Below are 19,864 nucleotides of genomic sequence, written 5' to 3'. Positions count from 1 at the left end.
TGCGCACCCTGATGGGGCTGGGGTCGCAAAAGGACGACATCGGGGACCTCCGCCAGCTCCAGCTCGCGCCGCTTCGCGGCAAGGGATCGCTGCGCCTGTGGATGAGCGTCGGCATGGCGCTCGTCGCCGCCTTCACGATGGTCACCCGGCTGCCGTGGACGATCGCCGGCGGCTGGCTCACCGCCGCGCTGCTGTTCAGCATCTGGTCCTATCGCTCGATCGCAAAGCTGCCGCTCGGCGAGGCGAGGCTCAGCGGCGCGATCGAGTTTCGCCATTGCAACCGCCACGCCCTCTATTCGGCGCTGCTCTGGATGCCGACCTTCTGGCTGCAGGGCTGGACGCCGGGGCTCGACCATGTCCTTTCTATGTGGACGATTTCGCTGCTGATGATGCTGACACTCGCGATGGTCGCGCACAGCGTGCCGATGGCGTGCGCGCTGTTCATCGCGCCGGTCAGCCTGTCGGCGGCGGCGGCGCTGGTGCGCGCCGGCGCACCGCAGCTCGCGTCGGTCGCGCTCGTCGCCGGATTTCTGCTCTGCGCCTTCTGCGTCCGCTTTGCGCAAAATTACGTCCGCTTCCGCCGTGCCGAGGAAATCCTCCACGAAAAGACCGAGACGGTCAGCCTGCTGCTGCGCGAATTCGAGGAAACCTCGGCCGACTGGCTGTGGCAGACCGACAGCAACCGCCGCCTCGTCCACGTCTCGCCGCGCCTCGCCTATGCGCTCGGCGCGCCTGCCGACGCGCTCGAAGGGATGCTGCTTTTGCAGGCGCTGTCGGGCGACAGCTGGGAAACCGGACAGTTCCCCAAAAGCCTCCACGACCTTGCCGAACGGATGAAGCGGCGCGAGAGTTTTTCGAACCTGATCGTGCCCGTGTCGATCGGCGGCAAGCCGCGCTGGTGGGAATTGTCCGCCTCGCCGCGCCTCGACGACCAGGGCAAATATCTCGGCTTCCGCGGGGTCGGGTCGGACGTCACCGAACAGCGCGCCTCGGCCGAACAGATCGCCAAGATGGCGCGCTTCGACAATCTGACCGGCCTCCCCAACCGCCTCCACCTCAACGAGGATCTCGGCCGCGCGCTCACCCATGCGATCGAGGCGAAGGCGCGCTGTGCGCTGCTGATGATCGACCTCGACCGCTTCAAGGCGGTCAACGACACGCTCGGCCACCCGACCGGCGACAAGCTGCTCGCGCAGGTCGCGGCGCGGCTCAAGAGCATGATGGAGCGCGGCATGAGCTGCGGCCGCCTCGGCGGCGACGAATTCGCCGTGGTGCTTCAGAATGTCGCGTCGGCGGATGCCGCCGAGGAGCTCGCGCACCGCATCATCGCCGCGCTCAGCCGTCCCTATGTCGTCGACAACCACCAGCTCTTCGTCGGCGCCAGCGTCGGCTATGCGATGGGCCCGCATGACGGCGCGACGGTCGAGACGCTGACCCGCAACGCCGACCTTGCGCTCTACAAGTCGAAGGACAAGGGCGGCAATGTCGTCGCGCCCTATGTCGCCTCGCTCCACGCGCAGGCCGAGGAACGGCGCGTGATGGAGCAGGAGCTGCGCGGCGCGCTCGATCGCGGCGAATTCGAGCTCTATTACCAGCCCGTCGTCACCGCCGAGGACGGGACGCTGAACGGCTTCGAGGCGCTGATCCGCTGGACCAACCAGAAGCTCGGCAATGTCTCGCCCGGCCGCTTCATCCCGCTCGCCGAGGACAGCCGCCTGATCGCGCCGATCGGCGAATGGGTGCTGCGCACCGCCTGCGCCGAGGCGATGCGCTGGCCCTCGAACCTCAAGGTCGCGATCAACGTCTCGGCCGAACAGCTCACCGATCCCAATTTCGCCTCGGTCGTCGTCTCGGCGCTCGCGCAGAGCGGGCTGCCGCCGCAAAGGCTCGAGATCGAGGTCACCGAGAGCGTCTTCCTGCGCGACGGCGGCGGCGCGGCGCAACTGCTCGATCAATTGCTCGCGCTCGGCATCCGCCTCAGCCTCGACGATTTCGGCACCGGCTATTCGTCGCTCGGCTACCTTCGCAAGACGCATTTCTCGACGATCAAGGTCGACCGCACCTTCGTGCAGGGCGCAGCGAAGGGCGCGACCGAATCGATCGCGATCATCCGCGCCGTCGTCGCGCTCGCCGACAGCCTCGGCATGGCGACCACCGCCGAAGGCGCCGAGACCGAGCTCGAGGTCGAAACGATCCGCACCCTCGGCTGCAGCAATATCCAGGGCTATTATTACGGCCGCCCGATGCCGTCGGACGACGTGCTCGCGCTGTTCCGCCAGCCCGAATCGCGATCGAGCGCCGCGGCTTGAAGACTGTCCTGTTAAGCGGATTCAAAGTCTCCCGTTCGTCCTGAGGAGCCATTGAGCCCCGTCGAAATGGCGTCTCGAAGGACCATGCGCCGCGTCGGTCCTTCGAGACGGGGCTTCGACAAGCTCAGTCCCTCCTCAGGACGAACGGGTTTTAGGGTCCAGACCCTAATCCAGCCGATCAGGACAGACTCCGCAAACGCGTTCTGCTACCGAGGACACCCGGCCGACGAACCGCTTTCCGCGCGCGACGAAAGGAAAGTCTTACCAAAAGGCTCCGCAACTTACCGCACCGCCAAAGCGCTTCGTCGCGCGGGGCTGGCGCCCGCCGGCCGCCGTGGCAAACAGCCTCCAGCGCTTGAAGACAAGCCAATCGGGGGGTCGCTTTCATGCCCGTTCGCCGCTTTTTCGGTGCCTTTCTGGCATCCACGCTGATGCTCGCCGGGCTGATCGCCACCCCCGCCGCCGCGCGCGGCTATCTGCAATGCGTCCCCTTCGCGCGCAGCGAATCGGGCATCGACATCCACGGCAATGCCAAGACCTGGTGGGCGCAGGCCGCCGGCGACTATGCCCGCGGTCAGGAACCGCGCGCAGGCGCGGTGATGGCGTTTGCGAGCACCCCCGGCATGCCTTTCGGCCATGTCGCGGTGGTCGAAAAGATCGTCGGCGACCGCGAAATCCTGATCAGCCACGCCAATTGGTCGCCGATCCGCGGCCGCCGCGGCCAGATCGAGCGCGACGTCCGCGTCGTCGACGTCAGCGAGCGCGGCGACTGGAGCCTCGTGCGCGTCTGGTATGCGCCGATCGGCGACCTCGGCACCCGCGCCAACCCGGTCCAGGGCTTCATCTATCCCAATGCGGACGACTCCGGGCCGGCACTCGCCGAACCCGTCTGGGCCAGGAACGATTGGAAACCGGGCAACGGCCTCGAACTCGTCGCGGCTTCGCTCGACAACTGATCCGCTCGTCCCGGTGATGCCATAGTGAATTGAAGAGCCGTGTGCTCCCGCGGAGGCGGGAGCCCATGTCCTGTCGGCGCCATATTGAGCCGGTCGAAGATGGGTCCCCGCCTTCGCGGGGACACGCCGCTATTGCTTTGAGGCTGGATCGCACTCCGGCCAGGGAACCGACGGGATCAGGCCTCCTCGCCCTCACCCTCGCCGGCGCCATCCTCGAACCATGCCTCGACCGGGCCCGACAGCTTGATCGTCATCGGCTGGCCGAAACGATCCTTCGACTTGCCCGCGGCAACGCGGATCCAGCCTTCGGAAATCGAATATTCCTCGACGTCGGTGCGCTCCTGCCCCTTGAAGCGGATGCCGATGCCGCGCTGCAGCACCTCCATGTCGAAATGGGGCGAGCGCGGGTTGGTCGACAGGCGGTCGGGGGGCGTATCGGTCATCGTCAAATTCTCCACATCGGTGCCGCGCCGCTAGGCGAGCCGCGACGGCAAATCAAGGGGCGCGGCGGGGAACTCCGCGCCGCTCCGATCATTTGGACTCGCATGGGGGCAGCGTAATCGAGGTGAAGCATGGCCGCGCGCGCCTATTGGAAGGGACAGATCCGCCTCGCCCTGGTGTCGATCCCGGTCGAAATCTATCCCGCGACCAGATCGGGCGCGAGCGTCAGCTTTCGCCAGATCCACGAACCGAGCGGCAAGCCGGTCAAATATGAGAAAATCGTCCCCGGCATCGGTCCGATCGACAAGGACGACATCGTCAAGGGCTATGAGCTGTCAAAGGGCAATTATGTCCTGCTCGACGAGGAGGAGATCGAGGCGGTCAAGCTCGAGAGCAAGCGCACGCTCGAGCTCGTCCAGTTCGTCGAGGCGAGCGACATCGACATCCTCTATTATGAAAAGCCCTATTATGTCGTCCCCGCCGACGAGCTCGCCGAAGAGGCCTATATCGTGCTGCGCGAGGCGCTCCGCCGCACGAAAAAGGTCGGGCTCGGCCAGCTCGCGCTGCGCGGGCAGGAACAGCTCGTCGGTCTGCGCCCGTGCGGCAGGGGCCTCGTCCTCGAAATGCTGCGCTATGCCGACGAGGTGAACAAGGCGGCGAGCTATTTCCGCGACATCCCCGCCTCGAAACCCGACGCCGACCTCCTCGACCTCGCCGAAACGCTGATCGACAGGAAGACCGGCAAGTTCGACGCGAGCGATTTTCACAACCATTATGTCGATGCGATCAAGCGCGTGATCGCAAAAAAGGCGAAGGCAAAGGGCAAGCGCGTGCTCGAGGATGTCGAAGAGCCCGCCGGCATTCGCGAAGGCTCGAACGTCATCGACCTGATGGCGGCGCTCAAGGCGTCGGTTGACGGCAAGAAAAAGACCGCGACCGCGGCGAAGAAGGCGCCGGCGAAAAAGGCGCCGGCCAAGAAGCGGGCATAGCCTCGTGAGAGCCGGATCGCCTTTCGCTGCCGTGTGCCCCTGCGAAGGCAGGGGCCCATCATCCGGCCTCGCGCCATTTGCCTATGGTTCGGCTCGTATCGCCCGCATCGGTGATGGGCCCCTGCCTTCGCAGGGGCACGAAAAAGCGAGCGCGCGATGACCCGTGCCGATCCCCTCGCCCAATATAACAAAAAGCGCGATTTCAAGCTGACCCCCGAACCCGCGGGCAAGGTCGCGAAAGGCTCCGGCAATCGCTTCATCGTCCAGAAGCACGACGCGACGCGCCTCCATTACGATTTCCGGCTCGAGGCGGGTGGCGTGCTCAAAAGCTGGGCGGTCACCAAGGGGCCGAGCGCGAACCCCGACGACAAGCGGCTCGCGGTGCGCACCGAAGATCATCCGATGGCCTATGCCGATTTCGAGGGGGTGATCCCCAGGGGCGAATATGGCGGCGGCACGGTGATGCTGTGGGACCGCGGCACCTGGGCACCGGTCGAAGGCAAGAGCGCGAAGGACATCGAGCGCGGCCACCTCCATTTCACCCTCGACGGCGAGCGGATGAAGGGCGAATGGCTGCTCGTCCGCATGAAGCCGCGCAAGGGCGAAAAGCGCGAGAACTGGCTGCTCCGCAAGATCGACGATGCCTATGCGGGCGGCAGCGACGACCTCACCGGCCGCTACCTCACCAGCGTCCTCACCGGCCGCCCGATGGCCGAGATCGCGGGCGACGAAGGCGGCGAGCAATCGCTGAAGGGCGCGAAGGGCAAGCTCTTCGCGAAGAAGATGACCGCCGCCGCCGCGCATAACCGCAAGGTCGCCAAAACCGCGAAGACCGGCGCCAGACCGCCCAAATTCCGCAAGCTCCAGCTCGCAACGCTCGTCGACAGCGTGCCGGCGGGCAACAACTGGTTTCACGAGATCAAGTTCGACGGTTATCGCGCGCTCGTCGCCGCGGCGGGGGAGCGGGTCGTCGTCTATACGCGCAGCGGGCTCGACTGGGCCGGCAAGTTCGCGCCGCTCGCGCGCCACATCGCCGCGCTCGACCTGCCGCCGTGCCTGATCGACGGCGAGATCGTCGCCTATGGCAAGGACGGCAACCCCGACTTCTCCTCGCTTCAGGCGGTGTTGAAGCGCGGGCACGGCGCGCAGGACGAAGCGACCGATCTTCGCTTCTTCGCCTTCGACCTGCTCGAAGAGGGCGGCAAGCCGCTCACCGCGCTCGGCAATCTCGAACGCAAGGAGCGCCTCGAAGCGCTGCTCGGCGACGCGGCGCCGCCGATCGCGGTCGCCGACCATGTCATCGGCGCGGGCGAAAAACTCTACGACGCGATGTGCGGCGCCGGGCAGGAAGGGATCATCGCCAAGCGCGCCGATGCGCCCTATGCGGGCCGCCGCTCGAAGAATTGGGTGAAGGTCAAATGCACCCGCCGCCAGGAATTCGTCATCGTCGGCTGGAAGGAGAGTTCGGCGAAGGCGCGCCCCTTTGCCTCGCTGCTCCTCGCGCAGCGCGAAAAGGACGAGCTCGTCTACAAGGGCAATGTCGGAACCGGCTTCGACGCCGATACGATGGCGACGCTCGCGGCGAAACTCGCGCGCCGCGCGCGCAAGACCGCGCCGGTCGAAGTCGACAGGGCGGCGGCGCGCAAGGTCCATTGGGTAAAGCCCGATCTTGTCGCCGAGATCGCCTTCGCCGAATATACCGCCGGCGGCGCGGTCCGCCACGCGAGCTTCGTCGGCCTGCGCGCCGACAAGGAGGCGAAGGACGTGACACCCGAAACCAGGGCGAAAGCCCCCGCCCCCGCGAGCGACGTGAAGATCAGCAGCCGCGACCGTATCATCTTCCCCGAGGCAAAGGCGACCAAGGGCGATCTCGCCGACTATTATGCCGCGGTGGCGCCGGTCATGCTCCCGCACCTCGCGCGCCGCCCGGTCAGCCTCGTCCGCTGCCCGCAAGGACGCGCAAAGCAATGCTTCTTCCAGAAGCATGATTCGGGCAGCTTCGGCCCCCACGTCCGCCACGTCCCGATCGAAGAGAAGGACGGCGCGGTCGAGGATTATCTCTATGTCGAGGATGCGGACGGCATCCTCGCCTGCGTCCAGATGGGGACGATCGAATTTCACGGCTGGGGCAGCCACGCCGACGCCGTCGAACGGCCCGACCGCATGGTCTTCGACCTCGACCCCGACGAAGGGCTCGATTTCGCCGACGTCAAGAAAGCCGCCGCCGACCTGAAGCGCCAGCTCGCCGACATCGGCCTCGTCAGCTTCGCGATGCTCTCGGGCGGCAAGGGGGTGCATGTCGTCGTGCCGCTGAGCCCCGGCCACAGCTGGGACGCGCACAAGGATTTTGCGAAACGCTTCGCGGAAGCGCTCGCGCTGTCGGAACCCGGCCGCTTCACCGCGACGATGAGCAAGGCGAAGCGCAAGGGCAGGATCTTCATCGACTATCTTCGCAACCAGCGCGGCAGCACCGCGGTGATGCCCTATTCGGCGCGCGCGCGCGAAGGCGCGCCGGTCGCGGCGCCGATCGGCTGGGACGCGCTCGCCGAGGTGGACAGCCCGCGCCGCTGGAGCATCGGGGACGCCGAAGACCTGCTGGAGCGCGCCGCGAGCGCCGAACTCAAGGGCTGGGGCTTTGCCCGCCAGGCGCTGCCGGATTTCTGAGCGCCGCCGCGCGCGCGCGCGTTTCCGACGGCAGTTCGCCGAACAGCGACCGATAGAGCCCCGCGAACCGCCCGAGCTCGCTCACCCCCCAGCGATTGGCGATCATCGTGATCGTGCATCGCGCCTCGGCTTCGCTCGCCAGATCCTGGCGGATGCGGTTGAGGCGCCATTTGCGGACAAAGGTCTGCGGCGTCTCGCCGAAGAGCTCCAGAAACGCGCGATGCAGGGTCGCCTCAGAGGTAAAGGCGGCGCGCGCGATCGTGCGGTTCGACAGCGGCGCCGCCAGATTGGCCTCGATATAGTCGAGCGCGCGCGCCACGATCCGGCCATAGCCGACCGGCATACGCGCGCCCGGAACCGCCCGCGGCTCGCGCGCGAGAGCGCCGATCACCGTTTCGAGCGTGAAGCGACCGAGCACCGGCGAGCCCGGCACGCCGGGGTCCCGGCGATGCACCCGCTCGAAACCGCTGCGCAGCATCGCCAGCGGCCCGTCGGCGGCGCGGTGGGAGCTGACGCCCGATCCGCCGAGCTGCCGCGCGTCGAGCACCAGCCCCATCTCCGCCGAAAATTCCTCGAGCTGATCGGCCGAGAGCCGCGCAGTGACGTAGAGGCTTCCCGGCATGAACAGCCCGCGATGCTCGTCGCCGGGGTGGACGACACAGATGTTGCCGGTGCGCACCTCGCTCAGCCATTGGCGCGATCCGGGGTTCAGTCGAAGACCCAGCCCGATCGTGATCAGGCTTTCGGACAGGGGTCCCAGCAAAGCCAGCGGGCCGCCGACGCTGCCGCTCGCATAGCTCACCCCGTCGCTCTCCGCGAGCGCCAGGCCGTCGACCGGCTCCCCGCGCGCAAAATGGATCGAGTCGAGGTCTGCGCCGAGCACCGCCTCGCGCGTGCTATCGACCGCATGGGCCGGCACCAGGGTCCAGTCGCCGCCGACGCTCGACGAAGAAATCATGGTACGCTCCCACAGGCGGCCATCCGGCGCTTTCGAAGCACTCGCTGGTCCGCTGCTTCGTCCGGTCCGTTGCCCGGGCGTCACCCTAAAGGGAAATCCCGCACCCGGCATCAGGAATAACCCCGAAAAACGCCGCCGCCATCGGGGCCGGCCCACCCCGATTCCTCGTCATTATCACGGAATCGACGAATTGCGCCCCGCCTTTCAACATTTTGACAGAATCTGCATAGCCCGCGCCGCTTAGGTATCCATACTTAGGGGCAACCCCCCGACTCCGGCGACAGGCGACCGTCAGGCCGCGCTGGCGAACAGAACGGCGCGGGGAAACCGGGTCGCCATTCGCATCGCAGGGGAGCAGCGTGATGGAGTCAGCGATAATATTTCCGCCGGACGGGCAAGCCCCCGATTCGCCCCTCCCCACCGATGCCTTTCTCCACGAGGCCCTCCTGCTCGCCGAACAGGAAGAGCGGCGGCGCATCGCGCGCGAACTCCACGACGACATGGCGCAGCAACTCGTCGCGATCCAGTTCAGCCTGCTCGCGCTCGGCCAGGTCGAGCGCCCGCACGAGGCCGAGGCGCTCTGCCGCTCGATCGCCGAGTCGGTCGCGTCGATCCGCGTCCAGATGCAGACGCTCGACCAGGTCGTCCCGCCCGAGCTGCTCGGCGCCGGGCTGCGCGCCGCGCTGGCGATCTTCGCCGAGGGCTTCGAACGGCGCACCGGGCTCAGCACTCGCTTCCGCGCACCGCACGGCCCGCTCGAGCTCGCCCCCGCCGCCGAAGTCGCGCTCTACCGCGTCGCGCAGGAAGCGCTCGCCAATGTCGCGCGCCACGCCCGCGCGCGCCGCGTCGACGTCGATCTCGTCGTGCAGGCGGAGGCTGATCCTTACGATCAACGACGACGGCATCGGCATCTGCCCCGTCCTCGCCGCGGGCAAGACGGTGCGCAATCGCGGCGTCGGCCTCGCCAGCATGCGCGAACGCGTCGCGCAACTCGGCGGCACCTTCGCGATCGCGCGCACGAGCCGCGGCACGATGGTCAGCGCCGAGCTTCCCCGCGCGGCCTGACCGTCGCCGCCTCGCGGCGTGTCCCGCGCCGCCGCGGCGGCCGCTTCTTCACCGCCGCCACCCCGTCGCCGCCCTCCGGCCGCGCCGCCACGGGAAGCACCGGCACCGCCTCGCCGCGCGCCTCGGCGGCCTCGATCCATTCGCGATACCCCTCGGGCATGTCGGCCCCCGCCTGCACCCAGTCGGCCTCCCCGCCGAAGCGCGCCGGCGGCTCGAGGTCCGCGAGCCCTTCGTTCATCTCGAGCGCACCCCAATAGGGCGAGTCCCTTTCGCCCAGCCGCACCAGCCCCGTCGCCTCGTCGTCGGCCTCGGCCGCGACCCGCGCGGCCCCGCCCGCCGCGACCACCCCCTCGATCGCGCGCCGCCGCGCCGCGAGCGCGTGCAGCGCCGCGTCGATCTCGGCCATTGCCTGCGCGTCGAGTTCGACCCCCGCAAACCCCTCGACCGCCCCCGCCGCGGCGTCCTGCGCCGCCGCCGCATCGCGCGCCGCGCGCTCGCCGTGGATCACCGTGCGCACCGTCGTCGTCGAAGCCTCGGCCACGGCGCCCGCCGCGCCCTCGCCGGCTCCCGCTCGTCCCGAGGAGCCGCGAAGCGGCGTCTCGAAGGACCCCGCGCTCGCCCGCGTCGAAAAATAGTTGACCGTCGTGCGCCGCCCGCCGCCGTCCTGCCCATAGTGGCGCAGACAGAACATCAGCAGCGCATCATTATATTTGCGCCGAAAGCCCATCAGCTTGCCGCCGACGAACACCGGCACCTGATAGCCCTCGATCGCGCGCTCGAAGGCAATGTCCTTCAGCCGCGCGATTCCGAAATCGAGCGCCGCCTCCCACGCCCGCCGGAAGCTCTCCGCGCCGGGCGCGCGCCGCAGCGTATAGCAATTGCGCTGCGCCATATTGACCATCGCCGCCGCCCGGCTGACCGACCCCGTATCGGCAAGCGCCGCGATAAACGCCCGCTGCCGCTCGGGCGTCCACCCGTCATGCCGAAACTTGCGCGGCACCGGCGTGAAGTCGGGAAGCGCCGGCCGCGCCTCCGCCGCAATCGGTGTCCGGTTCTGCATGGCTGTCCCTCCCGTTTCCCAAGACCAAACCCGTTAGGGTATGACCGATTGGAGGAATGTAGGAAAGGATTTTGTTTATGATTTGTTCTTTACGCTTCTGCGAGAGATTGATAAGGTCGGCTCGGCTTGCGGCCCAATCGTGAGACGATCGAAATGCTGGAAATTGATAGCTCTGCACTTCTCGCCGCTGCGACCGACCTCGCTCGTGTTCATCAGATATTTTCCGGAATTGGGGAAGCGAGGGACCAGACGCTTATCCCAAGCAGTGTGGAAATGATGCTCCCACCACTGGAAAGCTTTGAAGAGCAAGCCAAGATACTTGGAGCCAGCTTAGCTGTGATTGCTTCACAGCGACTGAGGGTTGCTCTATCTGAAGAACCTTGTCGATTGACGGTAGGCGTCTCAACTCAGAGACTCCACGAGGTCGAAAGTCGATTTGCGGATCACCTCATCGAGATTAAAATGCTCGCGCTAACTTCTCAGGACGCCGTTTTGTTGCAGAGTGCGGATGAGCTGATCGAAATTGAAGGATTTTCGGTTGCTTTTCCTTCAGCGGCATTTGAGGTGGAGGAAGCATCGAAATGTATCGCGATGGGGCGCCACACGGCGTCCGTTTTTCATTCGATGCGCATGCTTGAAATCGCCATCAAGGCGCTCGCAAAAAGGCTCGGCATTGAAGATCCAACAAAGCCGGCTGAGAAAAACTGGGCGTTTATCCTAAATTCCATCCGTAAACGCATCGATGAACTGTGGCCGCCTAAGGGACGAGTGTCGGAATCGGAGGGTGCCGCCTTTGAGGCGATGTATGCTCACCTTGATGCTATCTGAAACCCTTGGCGGAATGCGACCATGCACGTCGAGACAATCTATGCGCCGCACGAGGCACTGCATATCCTTCGATGCTCGGCATATTTCTTGCGGCTACTGTTTGCCCTCGTCGATGAGCAGGGAAATCCGTCTTCCAGCGGCTCATTCCCCGGCTTAGAAACTCCGACAAGCGGCACCTTGCGTTCCCCATCGACATCCGCCGAGACTATGATGTGACATTCGGCGAAAGCCAAATATTCCAGACATCTGCAGCACTAATCCTTTCAACCAGCCGTTCGGTTGAGCCGCGCCTATGGATGGCAGTCGGCAGGTCAGCTTCATCCACAATTGAGATTGAAATGAACTCATGCCAGCAATGATCAGCATCGGTCGGCGCATTCCCGCTCCAACGAAATAGCTGATCGCAAAGCGCGGGTAGGCCGATCTGTTCCGCGACAAAATAGATGCCTTCGTCGAGCTTGGAGAGCGCAGCTTTCCAACGCTCGTCGCTCACGATGCCCTCAAGGGCGACCTTTCCATATGCTTTGTGATTGTCGGCGTCGCGATAAAGATACTCGAACACCGTCCACTTCATCGAGCCAACCATCTATCCAGTGCCAGAAAGGAACGCGCGACAGACTCAGTCTCTTTGTGGCTTCGTGTCTTTGTGCGAGATTATTTTAGTGTCGCGCAAAGACACGAAGCCACAAAGAAAGGAACAGCTCACCCGGCCGGCACAATCGAATTTTCTACAGCAATGATAGCAGAAAAAGCGGCAGAATGACGGGCGACCCAATCCGCTCTGGATGCAATTATTTCCGCACGATCATCGCAGAGCCGCACGATAATTGATCGGTTGGAAAGTAAGGAAATCACCCAGCGGCGGCCGCAATTCGAAACCGCTCGGCCGCGTCGAAAAATCGTGGAGGCGCATCAAGCGAAATGCTTCCGGCCGTTCTTCGCTGAACAGCCGCTCATTCTCGCTCATATAGAAGGGCGTCTTTGCCGGCCCATTGGTCGTCTTGACCTCGATCAGCCGCGATGCGCCCTCGGGCGTGAACGAAGCAATGTCATAGCCTGCACCATCGCCCCGCTCTTGCGAGGTCCATTCGACCTTTCGCGCAAGGTCTTCGCGCCCCGCCGCGATGAGCAGTTCGCGCTCATGGTGGAAAACACGTTCTTCTCCACTCCGTCCCAACTGCCGATTGCGCGCATCGCGTGCGGCTGGGTCGAATTTGCGCACCAGCCGGTCGAGCGCATCGGTAGTCTTCCTATCGTCAGGAGACACCGAAGGCGGAGGACCGATCCACAAAGAGGATCGGTCGCTGACGGCAACCGCGCCGGTCGTCGTTTCCGGTACGTTCGGCACCAATGAATCGAAGGACAATTGCCGCTCGATCGCGTCGATCAGACTGTTCTGAAAATTGGCGAGCGGCGCATAGCCTTTGATGCGTGGCAGCCCGAGGCGTTCGAGCACCGCGCTGATATTCATATGCTTATATTCGATCGACTTCTTCGAACGTCCGATCGTTTCGGTGAGCGTTTGATTATGATGCGCTTTGACAAAGGGCTGACCGCTCAATTCCTTCGCCAGCATGGCAAAATAATCGGCTACGACCATGTCGTTCTCAGCGTCCGACCACGCCTTGCCTTCCTGCCCCTCGTTCATATCGCCATCATACTGAAATTGGGACGGCGGCAAAGGTTCATCGTCAACCAACCTCCCGCCACGCCCCCAGCCCCAAATCCCCAATCTCCCACGCCCCGATCCGCCACCGCACCAGCCGCAGGGTCGGAAACCCCACCGCGGCGGTCATCCGGCGGACCTGGCGGTTGCGGCCTTCAGTGATGGTGAGTTCGAGCCATGCGTCGGGCACGCTCTTGCGGTATCGCACCGGCGGGTCGCGATCCCACAGGGCAGGCGGGTCGATGCGGCGGGCCTGCGCGGGGCGGGTGCGGCCGTCTTTCAGCTCGACGCCGGCGCGCAGCGCGGCGAGCGCCGCGGCGCCCGGCTCACCCTCGACCTGCACCAGATAGGTTTTGGGCATCTTGTGCCGCGGCGACGAAATGCGCGCCTGCAACGCGCCGTCGTCGGTCAGGATCAGCAGGCCTTCGCTGTCGCGGTCGAGCCGTCCGGCGGGATAGACCCCCGGCACGTCGATATAGTCCGACAGCGTCGCGCGCGCGGTCTCGCTGCCGCGGTCGGTGAATTGCGACAGCGCGCCGTAGGGCTTGTTGAAGAGGATCAGGCGGGCCACGGGTCAGGCTTCCACAGGGTGAAGGCGCGCCAACCGATGCGGAGGACAGACGTGCATCGGACCGGAGCGGCGGACGACTCCCCGCCGCTGACGCGAAGCCTTAATGCGCCACGCGCCGGCGAGGTTCAAGCGCCGCCGTTTCTCCCTGATCGTGTATCCCCGCGAAGGCGGGGATCCATCTCCTGCCGGTGCCATTTTGCACCATCCGGTGATGGGCCCCCGCCTTCGCGGGGGCACACCGCATCTTTCAGGGCGAAGTTACGCCGCCTCTTTCTTCCGCGACGCCTTCTTGCGCTCGTGCGGGTCGAGGATCGCCTTGCGCAGCCGGATGTTCGCGGGGGTCACCTCGACCATCTCGTCGTCGTCGATATAGGCGATCGCCTGTTCGAGCGTCATGCGGCGCGGCGGCGTCAGGCGGATCGCGTCGTCCTTGCCCGTCGAGCGGAAGTTGGTGAGCTGCTTCGACTTCATCGGGTTGACCTCGAGGTCCTCGGGCTTCGCATTCTCGCCGATGATCATCCCTTCATAAAGCGCCTCGCCGGGCGAAACGAAGAGGATGCCGCGCTCTTCCAGGGGGCCGAGCGCATAGGCGACCGCTTCGCCCGCGCCGTTCGAGATGAGGACGCCATTCTTGCGGCCCTCGATCGCGCCCTTGTAGGGGCCATATTTCTCGAACAACCGGTTCATGATCCCGGTGCCGCGCGTGTCGGACAGGAATTCGCCATGATAGCCGATCAGGCCGCGGCTCGGCCCGCTGAAGGTGATGCGCGTCTTGCCGCCGCCCGAGGGGCGCATGTCGGTGAGTTCGGCCTTGCGGATCTGCATCTTCTCGACGACCGTGCCCGAATGTTCGTCGTCGACGTCGATGACGACGGTTTCATAGGGTTCGGTGCGCTGACCGCTCTCGTCGGTCTGGAACAGCACGCGCGGGCGGCTGATCCCGAGTTCGAAGCCCTCGCGGCGCATCGTTTCGATCAGCACCCCGAGCTGCAACTCGCCGCGGCCCGCGACCTCGAAGCTGTCCTTGTCGGCGCTTTCGGTGATGCGGATCGCGACGTTGGTTTCGGCCTCGCGGAGCAGGCGGTCGCGGATCATGCGGCTCGTCACCTTGCTGCCCTCGCGCCCCGCCATCGGCGAATCATTGACCGCGAAGCGCATCGACAGCGTCGGCGGGTCGATCGGCTGCGCGGCGATCGGTTCGCTGACGCTCGTGTCGGCGATGGTGTTCGCAACGGTCGCATTGGTCAGCCCCGCGATCGCGACGATGTCGCCCGCGCGGGCTTCCTCGACGGGAACGCGGTCGAGCCCGCGAAAGGCGAGCAGCTTCGATGCGCGGCCGGTCTCGATGACCTTGCCGTCCATGTCGATCGCATGGATCGGCTGGTTGACCTTGACCGTCCCCGACTGGACGCGGCCCGTCAGCACGCGGCCGATGAAATTGTCGCGGTCGAGCAGCGTCGCGAGGAAGGTGAAGGGGCCGCTCTCGTCGAGGCCGGGGGTCGGGACATGATTCACGATCGTCTCGAACAGCGGCGTCAGGTCGCCTTCGCGCGCCTCCGGATCGGGCGAGGCGAAGCCCGCGCGGCCCGAGGCGTAAAGTATGGGAAAATCGAGCTGTTCGTCGCTCGCGTCGAGGGTGAGGAACAGCTCGAACACCTCGTCGAGCACTTCGGCGGGGCGGGCGTCGCTGCGGTCGATCTTGTTGACGACGACGATCGGCTTCAGGCCGAGCGCGAGCGCCTTGCCGGTGACGAACTTGGTCTGCGGCATCGGACCTTCGGCGGCGTCGACGAGCAGGATGACGCCATCGACCATCGACAGGATGCGCTCGACCTCGGCGCCGAAGTCGGCGTGGCCCGGCGTGTCGACGATGTTGATCCGCGTCGCCAGGTCGCCCTCGCCCCACTCGACGCTGGTGCATTTGGCGAGGATGGTGATCCCGCGCTCTTTCTCCAAGTCATTGGAATCCATCGCTCTTTCTTCGACGCGCTGGTTTTCGCGGAAGGTGCCCGACTGGCGGAAGAGCTGGTCGACGAGGGTGGTCTTGCCATGATCGACGTGCGCGATGATGGCGATATTGCGCAGAGACATGCGGGTTTCGGCCTTTTGGGAGCACAGCGGCGCAACAGGCGCCGCAATCGGCCGCGCCCCTAACAGAAGCGCCGCTGCGCCGCAACAAAATTGCCGGCGGGCCCGCTTGGCCCTCGGGCGATTTGTCCAAGTTCGCCCGCGGCGCGCCTTGTGCTAAGGAATGGATGCGATCTGACGACAGGGGACGACAGCGATGGACGGACTCGACCCGCTGATGCTCGCGCGCATCCAGTTCGCCGCGAACATCAGCTTCCATATCCTTTTCCCGACGATCACGATCGCGCTCGGCTGGGCGCTGCTCGGCTTCAAGCTCGCCTATAACCGCAGCGGCGATGCCGCGTGGATGGACGCCTATCGCCTGTGGGTGAAGGTCTTCGCGCTGAGCTTCGCGATGGGTGTCGTCTCGGGCATCACGATGAGCTTTCAGTTCGGGACCAACTGGCCGGGCTATATGGAACGCGTCGGCAATGTCGCCGGCCCCCTGCTCGCCTATGAAGTGCTCACCGCTTTCTTCCTCGAGGCGGTTTTCCTCGGCATCATGCTGTTCGGTTTCAGCCGCGTGCCCAATTGGGTGCACACGCTGGCGACGGTCCTCGTTGCAGGGGGCACGACGCTCTCGGCCTTCTGGATCATCGCCCTGAACAGCTGGATGCAGACTCCGGCGGGGTTTGAGATTCGGGGCGGCGTCGTCCATGCGACCGACTGGTGGGCGATCGTCTTCAACCCCTCGATGCCCTATCGCCTGGCCCACATGCTGCTCGCCTCGGCGCTGACCGTCGCCTTCCTGATCGCCGGGATGAGCGCGTGGCGCTGGCTGAAGGACGGCGGCGGCGAAGGCGTGCGGCGGACGCTGAAGGCTGCGGTCTATGCGGCTGCGATCCTGATCCCGGTGCAAATTTTCGTCGGCGACCAGCACGGGCTCAACACGCTTGCGCACCAGCCGCAAAAGGTCGCGGCGATGGAAGCCAATTGGGAAACCCAGCCCAATGCGCCGCTTCTGCTCTTTGCGCTCCCCGACGAGGCGGCGCGCACCAACCATGCCGAGATCGGGATTCCGTCGGGCGCAAGCCTGATCCTCAAGCACCATGCCGAAGGCGTCGTTCCCGGGCTCAACGACTATGCGGGCAATCATCCCCCGGTCGCGCCGATCTTCTGGGGCTTTCGCCTGATGGTCGGGCTCGGCGTGCTCATGCTCCTGGTCGCGTGGAGCGGCGCGTGGCTGATCCGGCGGCGCGGGGTCGACGGGCTGCCGCGCTGCTATGCGCGCGGCCTCGTCGCCATGACCTTCGCGGGCTGGCTCGCGACGCTCGCGGGCTGGTATGTGACCGAGATCGGGCGTCAGCCGTGGCTCGTCACCGGGGTGCTGCGCACCGCCGACGCGGTCGGCCCGACGGGCTCCGCGATGGTGACCACCTCGCTCGCGCTCTATCTGGCGGTCTATGCCGTGCTGCTCACCGCCTATGTCGCGGTGCTCTATCGCCTCGCCGGGCTCGGCCGCCGCGCCCCCGGCGGCAAGCCGATGTTTCCGCTTCCCGGCGTCGCGCAAGGCCCCGCCGAACCGCTCGAGGACCCCGCCGCATGACGCCCTTGTTCGACCCCTGGTGGCTGCCCGTGATCTTTGCCGGGCTGATGGGCCTCGCGATCCTCCTTTATGTCATCCTCGATGGCTACGACCTTGGCGTCGGCATGCTGACGCGGCTCGAGACGGGGGCGAATCGCGACCTGATGATCGCCTCGATCGGGCCTTTCTGGGACGCGAACGAGACCTGGCTGGTGCTCGGCATCGGGCTGCTGCTCGTCGCCTTCCCGGTCGCGCACGGACTGATCCTGACCCAGCTCTACCTGCCCGTCGCGCTGATGCTGATCGCGCTGATCCTGCGCGGCGTATCCTTCGAGTTTCGAGCCAAGGCTGCGCCCGGCCACAGGCAGCGCTGGGACGACGCCTTCTTCGCAGGCTCGCTGCTCGCCGCTCTGTGCCAGGGCTATATGCTCGGCGCCTATGTCCTTGGCTTCGACCAGAGCCTTGCGTCGGTGCTCTTCTGCCTGCTCGCCGCGCTCGGCCTCGTCGCGGGCTATCTGTTCGTCGGCGCCTGCTGGCTGGTCTACAAGGTCGAAGGCGAGCTTCAGAAACGCGCCGTGCGCTGGGCCCAGGTTACGCTGTGGGCGACCGCGCTCGCGATGGCGGTCATTTCGATCGCGACACCGCTGCTGTCGACGCGCATCTTCGACCGCTGGTTCCACCTTCCCGAAATCATTGCGCTGCTGCCGATCCCGATCGCCGCGGCGACGCTGTTCGTCGGTCTCGCGATCTTCCTGCGCCGCCCTTTGCGCGAAGGGGACGCACTGTCGTGGGTGCCGCTCGCGACCGCGGGAATTCTGTTCGCGCTCGGCTTCGTCGGCATCGCCTATAGCTTCTATCCCTATCTGATCGCCGACCGGCTCGACATCTGGCAGGCAGCGGCGGCGCCCGAATCGCTGACGATCATTCTCGTCGGCGCGCTCGTCGTGTTGCCGGTGATCCTCGGCTATTCGATCCTCGCCCACTGGATTTTCCGCGGCAAGGCGACGCATCTCAGCTACGAATAGTCAGATCCGTTCGATCAGCCGTTCGACCTGGACCGCCGCAAGCCGCGCCGCGCGCTCCAGGTTCGCCTGGAAATCGCCGCCGCTCTTGCCGTTGGCTTCGTCGGTGACTGCCTTGATCGCGCCCCAAGGCTTGCCGAGCCGCGCGGCGGCTTGCGCTACCGCGCCCACCTCCATGTCGACCAGCGTCGCGCCGAGGTTCGCCGCAAGGTCGGCGGCGGCGTCGGGGCAGGCGACGAAGCTGTCGCCGCTCGCGATGCGCGCGTGGGGCAGCCCGAGCCCGGGATCGGGCATCGCCGCGAAATGCGCTTCGCCCGCATCGCCCATCGGCCAGTCGCCGGCGCGATAGCGGCGAAAGAGGCCCGGATGCACCGCGCCATAATCATGCTGCACCGCCTGGGCGATCCAATAGGCGCCGGGCGCGGTCCCGCCGAGCGCGCCGCAGGTGCCGCTCATCAGCAAGAGGCCGGCGTCGTCGCCCAGCAGCCCCGCGGCGAGCCCCGCATTGACCTTACCGAGCCCGCAGACCGCAATCGCGACGGCGTGACCGTGTGCGGCAAGCCGGCGGAGGGCGAAGACGCCGTCCTCGCGCGCACCCGCACCGGGGAACAGGGCATCGGCCTCTTCGGGGAGCGCGGCGAGGATCAGGATGGCGGCCATGGCGTCTCTCTATCGTCCCTTCGCCGCTTGCCAAGCCGCGAAGTGCGCGCCATCGCTGCATTCGATGCTCGCGCGCCTCTTTCCCGACCGTTTCGTCCCCGTGCTGCTCGCGACGATCCTGCTCGCCAGCCTGCTGCCGGTGCGCGGAGCCGCCGTTCCCGTCGCGCAGGGCATTTCGACCGCCGCGATCGTGCTGCTCTTCTTCCTCAACGGCGTGCGCCTGCCGCGCGACGAGGTTCTTCACGGCATCCGCAACTGGAAGCTGCAGGGCGGCGCCTTCGCCTTCTGCTTCGGCGCGATGGCGCTGCTCGGTGCATGTGCGCACGCGCTCGCCGCCCTCTTCCTGCCGGCAACGCTCGCGCTCGGCTTTCTCTTTCTCGGCATCCTGCCCTCGACGGTGCAATCGGCGACCGCGGCGAGTTCGATGGCGGGCGGCAATGTCGCCGCGAGCGTCGTCGCGGCGGCGCTGCTCAACCTTGCCGGTGTGATCCTCTCGCCCTTGCTGTTCGCGCTGCTCGCGGGCAGCGCCGGCGAAATCCACGGCGCGGCGGCGCTGCGCATCGTCGCCATCCTGCTCCTGCCCTTCATCGCCGGTCAGCTCGTCCAGCGCTGGCTGCGCCCATGGGTCGTCGCGCATCGCGGCCTCGCCACGCTGATGGATCGCAGCGCGATCGCCACCGCGGTCTATGTCGCCTTTTCGGCGGCGGTCGTCGGCGGCATCTGGCACCTGCTCGACGCGCGCGAGATCGCGATCGTCTTCGGCGCGGTGGCGATCCTGCTCGCGCTCGCGTTCGGCGGCGCCTGGATGCTCGGGCGCCTGCTGGCGCTCGCTCGCGCCGATCGCATCACGCTGCTCTTCTCGGGCGCGCAAAAGAGCCTCGCGGTCGGCGCGCCGCTCGCCGCGACGCTCTTTCCGTCCGCGACGGCCGGCATGGTGCTGCTGCCGATCCTCGTCTATCATATGGCGCAGCTGATCCTGTCGGCGTGGATCGCGCCGGCGTTGAGCGATGACTAGCGGCACGG

The 19,864-nt window shown here is 66.2% G+C and carries 17 protein-coding genes and 1 pseudogene; 10 read left to right on the top strand and 8 right to left on the bottom strand.

The annotated features are described in order from the left end of the window. The first annotated feature begins 11 nt into the window (after window positions 1-11). On the top strand, window positions 12-2,309 hold the full coding sequence (locus tag CHB69_RS07320; protein ID WP_245836628.1) for a putative bifunctional diguanylate cyclase/phosphodiesterase: 2,298 nt from the start codon (window positions 12-14) through the stop codon (window positions 2,307-2,309). Between the two features lie 386 nt (window positions 2,310-2,695). Beyond that, window positions 2,696-3,265, top strand: a complete 570-nt coding sequence (locus CHB69_RS07315) for a CHAP domain-containing protein (protein WP_089215352.1) — start codon at window positions 2,696-2,698, stop codon at window positions 3,263-3,265. Between the two features lie 176 nt (window positions 3,266-3,441). Here CHB69_RS07315 and CHB69_RS07310 read toward each other — a convergent pair whose 3' ends face one another. Then, on the bottom strand, window positions 3,442-3,708 hold the full coding sequence (locus CHB69_RS07310; protein WP_089215529.1) for a DUF3297 family protein: 267 nt from the start codon (window positions 3,706-3,708) through the stop codon (window positions 3,442-3,444). 129 nt (window positions 3,709-3,837) lie between these two features. Between CHB69_RS07310 and ku the strand changes: the two genes are divergently transcribed. Together ku and ligD are read left to right on the top strand one after the other, a co-directional pair. After that, window positions 3,838-4,695, top strand: coding sequence for a non-homologous end joining protein Ku (gene ku / locus CHB69_RS07305; RefSeq protein ID WP_089215351.1), 858 nt, complete (start codon window positions 3,838-3,840; stop codon window positions 4,693-4,695). A gap of 156 nt (window positions 4,696-4,851) precedes the next feature. Beyond that, window positions 4,852-7,359 (top strand): DNA ligase D, encoded by a 2,508-nt coding sequence (gene ligD / locus CHB69_RS07300; RefSeq protein WP_089215350.1) that lies wholly within the window; start codon window positions 4,852-4,854, stop codon window positions 7,357-7,359. Here ligD and CHB69_RS07295 read toward each other — a convergent pair. Beyond that, window positions 7,316-8,317, bottom strand: coding sequence for a helix-turn-helix transcriptional regulator (locus CHB69_RS07295; protein WP_170935474.1), 1,002 nt, complete (start codon window positions 8,315-8,317; stop codon window positions 7,316-7,318). The genes ligD and CHB69_RS07295 overlap by 44 nt on opposite strands. A 362-nt stretch (window positions 8,318-8,679) precedes the next feature. On the opposite strand from CHB69_RS07295, the pseudogene CHB69_RS20755 reads away from it, so the two are divergent. Both CHB69_RS20755 and CHB69_RS20070 read left to right on the top strand, forming a co-directional pair. Next, window positions 8,680-8,868: pseudogene (locus CHB69_RS20755) on the top strand (histidine kinase); the annotation flags it as partial. Between the two features lie 265 nt (window positions 8,869-9,133). Continuing rightward, a complete protein-coding gene (locus tag CHB69_RS20070) occupies window positions 9,134-9,382 on the top strand; it encodes an ATP-binding protein (RefSeq protein ID WP_170935472.1) in 249 nt (82 codons plus the stop codon). On the opposite strand, the gene CHB69_RS07285 is transcribed toward CHB69_RS20070, so the two are convergent. Beyond that, window positions 9,354-10,442, bottom strand: a complete 1,089-nt coding sequence (locus CHB69_RS07285; RefSeq protein WP_089215347.1) for a hypothetical protein — start codon at window positions 10,440-10,442, stop codon at window positions 9,354-9,356. The genes CHB69_RS20070 and CHB69_RS07285 overlap by 29 nt on opposite strands. 126 nt (window positions 10,443-10,568) lie before the next feature. Between CHB69_RS07285 and CHB69_RS07280 the strand changes: the two genes are divergently transcribed. After that, window positions 10,569-11,270 (top strand): hypothetical protein, encoded by a 702-nt coding sequence (locus CHB69_RS07280; protein ID WP_212541901.1) that lies wholly within the window; start codon window positions 10,569-10,571, stop codon window positions 11,268-11,270. A 205-nt stretch (window positions 11,271-11,475) separates the two neighbouring features. Here the strand turns inward: CHB69_RS07280 and CHB69_RS07275 are convergent, their stop codons facing one another. The 4 genes from CHB69_RS07275 to typA form a co-directional block, all read right to left on the bottom strand. Then, window positions 11,476-11,844: a hypothetical protein gene (locus tag CHB69_RS07275; protein ID WP_089215345.1), complete on the bottom strand. Its 369-nt coding sequence runs from the start codon at window positions 11,842-11,844 to the stop codon at window positions 11,476-11,478. A 231-nt stretch (window positions 11,845-12,075) separates the two neighbouring features. Beyond that, window positions 12,076-12,918: a protein NO VEIN domain-containing protein gene (locus CHB69_RS07270; protein ID WP_089215344.1), complete on the bottom strand. Its 843-nt coding sequence runs from the start codon at window positions 12,916-12,918 to the stop codon at window positions 12,076-12,078. 43 nt (window positions 12,919-12,961) lie between these two features. Further along, window positions 12,962-13,507: a pseudouridine synthase gene (locus CHB69_RS07265; RefSeq protein ID WP_089215343.1), complete on the bottom strand. Its 546-nt coding sequence runs from the start codon at window positions 13,505-13,507 to the stop codon at window positions 12,962-12,964. 258 nt (window positions 13,508-13,765) lie between these two features. Beyond that, window positions 13,766-15,598: a translational GTPase TypA gene (gene typA / locus CHB69_RS07260; protein ID WP_089215342.1), complete on the bottom strand. Its 1,833-nt coding sequence runs from the start codon at window positions 15,596-15,598 to the stop codon at window positions 13,766-13,768. Between the two features lie 193 nt (window positions 15,599-15,791). Here typA and CHB69_RS07255 point away from each other — a divergent pair, with 193 nt between their 5' ends. Both CHB69_RS07255 and CHB69_RS07250 read left to right on the top strand, forming a co-directional pair. Next, a complete protein-coding gene (locus CHB69_RS07255; protein ID WP_089215341.1) occupies window positions 15,792-17,180 on the top strand; it encodes a cytochrome ubiquinol oxidase subunit I in 1,389 nt (462 codons plus the stop codon). Next, window positions 17,177-18,184: a cytochrome d ubiquinol oxidase subunit II gene (locus CHB69_RS07250; RefSeq protein ID WP_089215340.1), complete on the top strand. Its 1,008-nt coding sequence runs from the start codon at window positions 17,177-17,179 to the stop codon at window positions 18,182-18,184. The genes CHB69_RS07255 and CHB69_RS07250 overlap by 4 nt, the downstream gene beginning before the upstream one ends. On the opposite strand, the gene CHB69_RS07245 is transcribed toward CHB69_RS07250, so the two are convergent. Then, on the bottom strand, window positions 18,185-18,841 hold the full coding sequence (locus tag CHB69_RS07245; protein WP_089215339.1) for a 5'-methylthioadenosine/S-adenosylhomocysteine nucleosidase family protein: 657 nt from the start codon (window positions 18,839-18,841) through the stop codon (window positions 18,185-18,187). 64 nt (window positions 18,842-18,905) lie between these two features. Between CHB69_RS07245 and CHB69_RS07240 the strand changes: the two genes are divergently transcribed. Beyond that, window positions 18,906-19,856, top strand: a complete 951-nt coding sequence (locus CHB69_RS07240; RefSeq protein ID WP_089215338.1) for a bile acid:sodium symporter family protein — start codon at window positions 18,906-18,908, stop codon at window positions 19,854-19,856. Window positions 19,857-19,864: the final 8 nt, after the last annotated feature.

Origin of the sequence: Sphingopyxis indica (genome assembly GCF_900188185.1) — a bacterium.
Classification (GTDB): Bacteria; Pseudomonadota; Alphaproteobacteria; order Sphingomonadales; family Sphingomonadaceae; genus Sphingopyxis; species Sphingopyxis indica.
This window is presented reverse-complemented; position numbering and strand designations above follow the sequence as displayed.